Source organism: Pirellulales bacterium, assembly GCA_019694455.1.
Taxonomy (GTDB): domain Bacteria; phylum Planctomycetota; class Planctomycetia; order Pirellulales; family JAEUIK01; genus JAIBBY01.
In genome coordinates this window covers 1-3,637 of sequence record JAIBBY010000122.1, presented here as the reverse complement: position 1 = coordinate 3,637, position 3,637 = coordinate 1, and the positions used below count along the sequence as shown (strand labels likewise).

Sequence of the window (3,637 nt, the reverse complement as noted above, 5' to 3'; positions counted from 1 at the left end):
CCCGGCGTCGCCCAACGGCTGTCCGCCGCTATAGGATCGCAGCGAGGTGTTGGTGCTGAACTGATTGAAGGCCAGCATGAGCGGCATGGAATAGCAGGTGCCGCCCATGGCGCGCGGGACTTCCAGGTTTTCGGAATCGTAGGGGCGCACCGTGGCGCCGGAGTTGCCGATCGTGCTTGGTGGATACCACAGGGCCTCGAGCATTTGATCGTAGCGGCGACTCAGCCCCACCCGCACGCGATTGAATCGGCGTCCCTGCGCGTCGTTGGCGCTGACCTTAGGCGCCGAAAACATGATCAGCGACACCAGGTCGTTGGGATGGTTGGTCTTGATGTCGTTGAGCGCCGCGCGGATTCCCAGTTTGCAGCCGTACATCGGCGCCTCATGGCAGGTGCCTGGCCACCAGCAAAATCGCGAAGCGTTGGGCGACACTCGGCTCCAAAGGTTGTAGCAACCGAGGAAATCGACCATCGACAATGGACCGAACCAAAAGTGCAGCCGTGGCCGACGTGGGTTATCGGCATAGTGCATGTACGGAAACTTCGGTGGCTTGCCGCTCGCCTGCAGACTGCTCTTGGCAGTGATCCGACGTGTCCCCCAGGAATAGTCCGGTCCGTAGCCAATCTCGCCGTTGCTGCCGTCGCAGGCCACATACCAATTGCCTTGCTGAGTCTCGACGAGACCAAGGCAATAATCGATGTAGTCCTTCCAGAAGCGCTGGTTCATGTCGGCCGGCGGGAACGACGACGTGTCGATCGTGTTCGGAATCTGGTCGTAATACAGGATTCGCCCCGACTGCAAACGCGACGGAAATGGATTGGGACCAATGTTCTTGATGAAGTTCAGAATCGCGGTGTAGTTGATGGCATAGGTTCCGCCACCAGGCGCTTGCCAGTGACCGCTCGCATTCCATAGTCGCGCGTTGTCATCCATTTGCGCGCTGCTGCCCGGATAGGTAAAGTAATTCTTCCGCCAGTCATCTGTCGGATCGGGCGGCCAGATGAAGAACGATTTGCCCCAGTAGCCTGGGCCTTGCGTGTAGCCGTTCAGCCCGCTCGTCATGCCATACGCGGCGTAGCCACTGGTCTCGAACGTGTTGTCGCGCGTCGAGTTGCTCACAGTGCTGAGGTTGAGCACTTGCGCCAGCGTCGAGGCGTAACTGCCCCCGGTGTTCAGGTCTCGGCGCAGGTAATTGTCTCCGCCTGGCGCGCTGGCGTATCCCCCCGACGCGGGCACAAACGCTGGTGTGCCGCCAGCGTCTTGGTAGAAATCTTGCACCACCGGCGCGCGTCCGTCGCTGGTGGTGGCGGTAATGTTGGCTTCGTAGTAAGGCAGGGTGAAACTGCCTGCTTGTAACGCGGCGGAGCCGGTCGCCGAATAGTGGCCAAATCGTGGAATCACCGAATCCGCGTTGTTCGAACTGCGGTCGCCGGAGTAGGGCGTCCCCAAGAGGCTTGCGAAACGCATCGAACCGGAGTAATCCAGCACGATCGCCACGTCGCGCGGGCGATGCACGGCCGTTGCGGTGGCCTGCATATTGTTCGGCGCGAAATTGAACACGCGCGAGAAGGTCAGCCGGTCGGCGATGCTCGTGCTCACCCGCGCCTGCACCAGGCTCCAGTTCTCTGTCGACGGCCCGGGAAATTGTCCTTCAAATCGTTGGTCATTCGTGTCGTAGACATAACGGCCGATGTTGAGTGTGAGGTGCGAGTTTTGCACCTGCTTGGCCAGCACCGAATTGGCAGTCGCGGCGGACTGCGCATTGGGCGTCACATTCGCGTAGTTGTTGTTGTTGGTGGTGTCGCCATTGATCGTCCGCGCGCCAGCCATGGCCGCGCTATCGGCCGTCTGCTGACATTGGGTGCGCGCGACGGCCAAAAGACCCAGGTCGATGGCCAAGGCGCAGAACGTCAACAGGGGAATCAAGACGGCGACCATCAGCACCAAAGCGGCGCCGCGTCGCTGTCGTCGGAAGCGAATGGTGGGCCTGCGCGAATTCGTGTGGTGTCTCATGATGTCTTGACTCCGCAACGTCTAGTTGTTTTCGATCCGCATGACGGCCTGCAATTGCACCGGAAATGTCGCCGGCGCCATCAAGAGCCGCGCCGACATCAGGCCATAGTCGCCGCTGATGCGCACGCAGATATTTTCTCCCGATTGAGCGTCGTTCCAGTTGCCAATGTTCTGGCCGACCGCGTCCGAGAGATACACCTGCACTTGTTGACCAATCAAGGACTGACCGCCTAGGTATTGATTGACGATATTGGTTACGTCGCTCGTGCTGTTGCCGTACGTTGTGCCGGCGATCGTGACCGGCTGGCCATGCGCGACCGCATAGCGCACCCCTTCGCGCGCCGCGTTGTTCACGAGCTGCACGAACATCACATAGCGCGCGTACTCGAACATTCCCAGAATGAAGATCATGCACAGCGGCAGCACTAGCGCCGCTTCAACCAGCACGGCGCCGCGGCGGCGAGCACGCTTTTTTTTCGTCCAATCGGATTGGCCTGATCGCGTCATGGTTGATATCGCCGGAGAACGGCTCAAAGTGGAATGGTGGTGTCGACCGTAATCTTCGAGTCGGTGGCCGATCGCCAATCGACGCTGGCGCTCATTTGAGTCACGCCGGTGATGCGATTGACCAGCGCCCAGCGCAAACTGTCGAACGGCGCGCCGGATGGAATTGTCACGGTGACGCGAAACGCGTCGAGCGGCAGCGCGTCGGAGGGGTGCGTCCAACTATTGCCGCTCAGGTTGGTCACATTGACCTGGGTTCCCAATACGGCCGTTGACGGAAGCCCCGAAGCGTAGAGGTACGTGCGAACGTTGTTTTCCACCGTGGTGGTGCTCACCGGTGTGCCGTTGATGTAACCTCCCGCCGCGGCGCGGGCGCCTTCGCGCGCCGCGTTGGTCAGGAGTTGTTGCACCTGCACTAACCGCCCCACCTCCCAAACGCCAAACAGCAGCACGATCAAGACCGGCAATACCATCGCGGCTTCGACCGCGACGACCGCGCGACGCGAATTCCGCCTGTGCTTCTGGGTGACTGACCGCCGCATAGTTCGCTCCCAAAAACTTTGTCGCCGCAATGCGCGCAGCGACTATTCAATGGGTAGCTCGAAAAAAGATGCGCGGCAACCAATCGAAACGATCGTCAATCGCTTCGCATCTACGCGCCTCGCTACAGTCGATTCATTCGGCGCCTTCGTCGGCGACGCGATCGACCAGCGGCCGCGCTACGGTGCTGCCGATGGCGACGAACCGGGAGGAGCTGGGGCCGCGTCGGTGGTTACAGCCCCATCCAAAGCGCTGGCGCTAACCTCGGCCGCGGTGATCACGCCATCGTTGTTCAGATCAAACCGCGGGAATTGCGATACCAACTCGGGAGACACCGCGGCGAGTTCCGCCAGCAGCACCTGCCCGTCGCCATCCTCATCGGCTTGCAGAAACCAATCGGGTGCGCCCTGCGGCTGCCGCTCTGGCGAGAGCACGAATCGCTTTGGCTTTGGCGGCTGACTCGGCTCGGCCGTGGCAACGCCAACACTTGACGGATCACCGACCAGCGGCGGATTCGCCGGCCCGCGATCCACCAGCGGAGTTCCGACCAGCGGCGCGACGCGGATCGAACGCCGCCGGC

The 3,637-nt window shown here is 61.3% G+C and carries 4 protein-coding genes; all 4 read right to left on the bottom strand.

Features of this window, described 5'->3' with window-relative positions:
- Positions 1–2,013, bottom strand: a 2,013-nt coding sequence (locus K1X71_21135; GenBank protein MBX7075654.1) for a Tad domain-containing protein, incomplete at its 3' end; no start/stop codon positions are given.
- 21 nt (positions 2,014–2,034) lie between these two features.
- Positions 2,035–2,520 carry a pilus assembly protein gene (locus K1X71_21130; protein ID MBX7075653.1) on the bottom strand — a complete coding sequence of 162 codons (486 nt, stop codon included), beginning with the start codon at positions 2,518–2,520 and terminating at the stop codon, positions 2,035–2,037.
- Positions 2,521–2,543: 23 nt separating this feature from the next.
- Entirely contained in the window at positions 2,544–3,059 is a 516-nt protein-coding gene (locus K1X71_21125) for a pilus assembly protein (protein ID MBX7075652.1), read from the bottom strand.
- 177 nt (positions 3,060–3,236) lie between these two features.
- Positions 3,237–3,637 (bottom strand): hypothetical protein (locus K1X71_21120; protein ID MBX7075651.1); only part of this gene is annotated, 401 nt, incomplete at its 5' end.

Coding starts and splice junctions, on each gene's coding strand:
- K1X71_21130 (MBX7075653.1), bottom strand. CDS start 2,520: ATGACGCGATCAGGCCAATCCGATTGGACGAAAAAAAAGCGTGCTCGC.
- K1X71_21125 (MBX7075652.1), bottom strand. CDS start 3,059: ATGCGGCGGTCAGTCACCCAGAAGCACAGGCGGAATTCGCGTCGCGCG.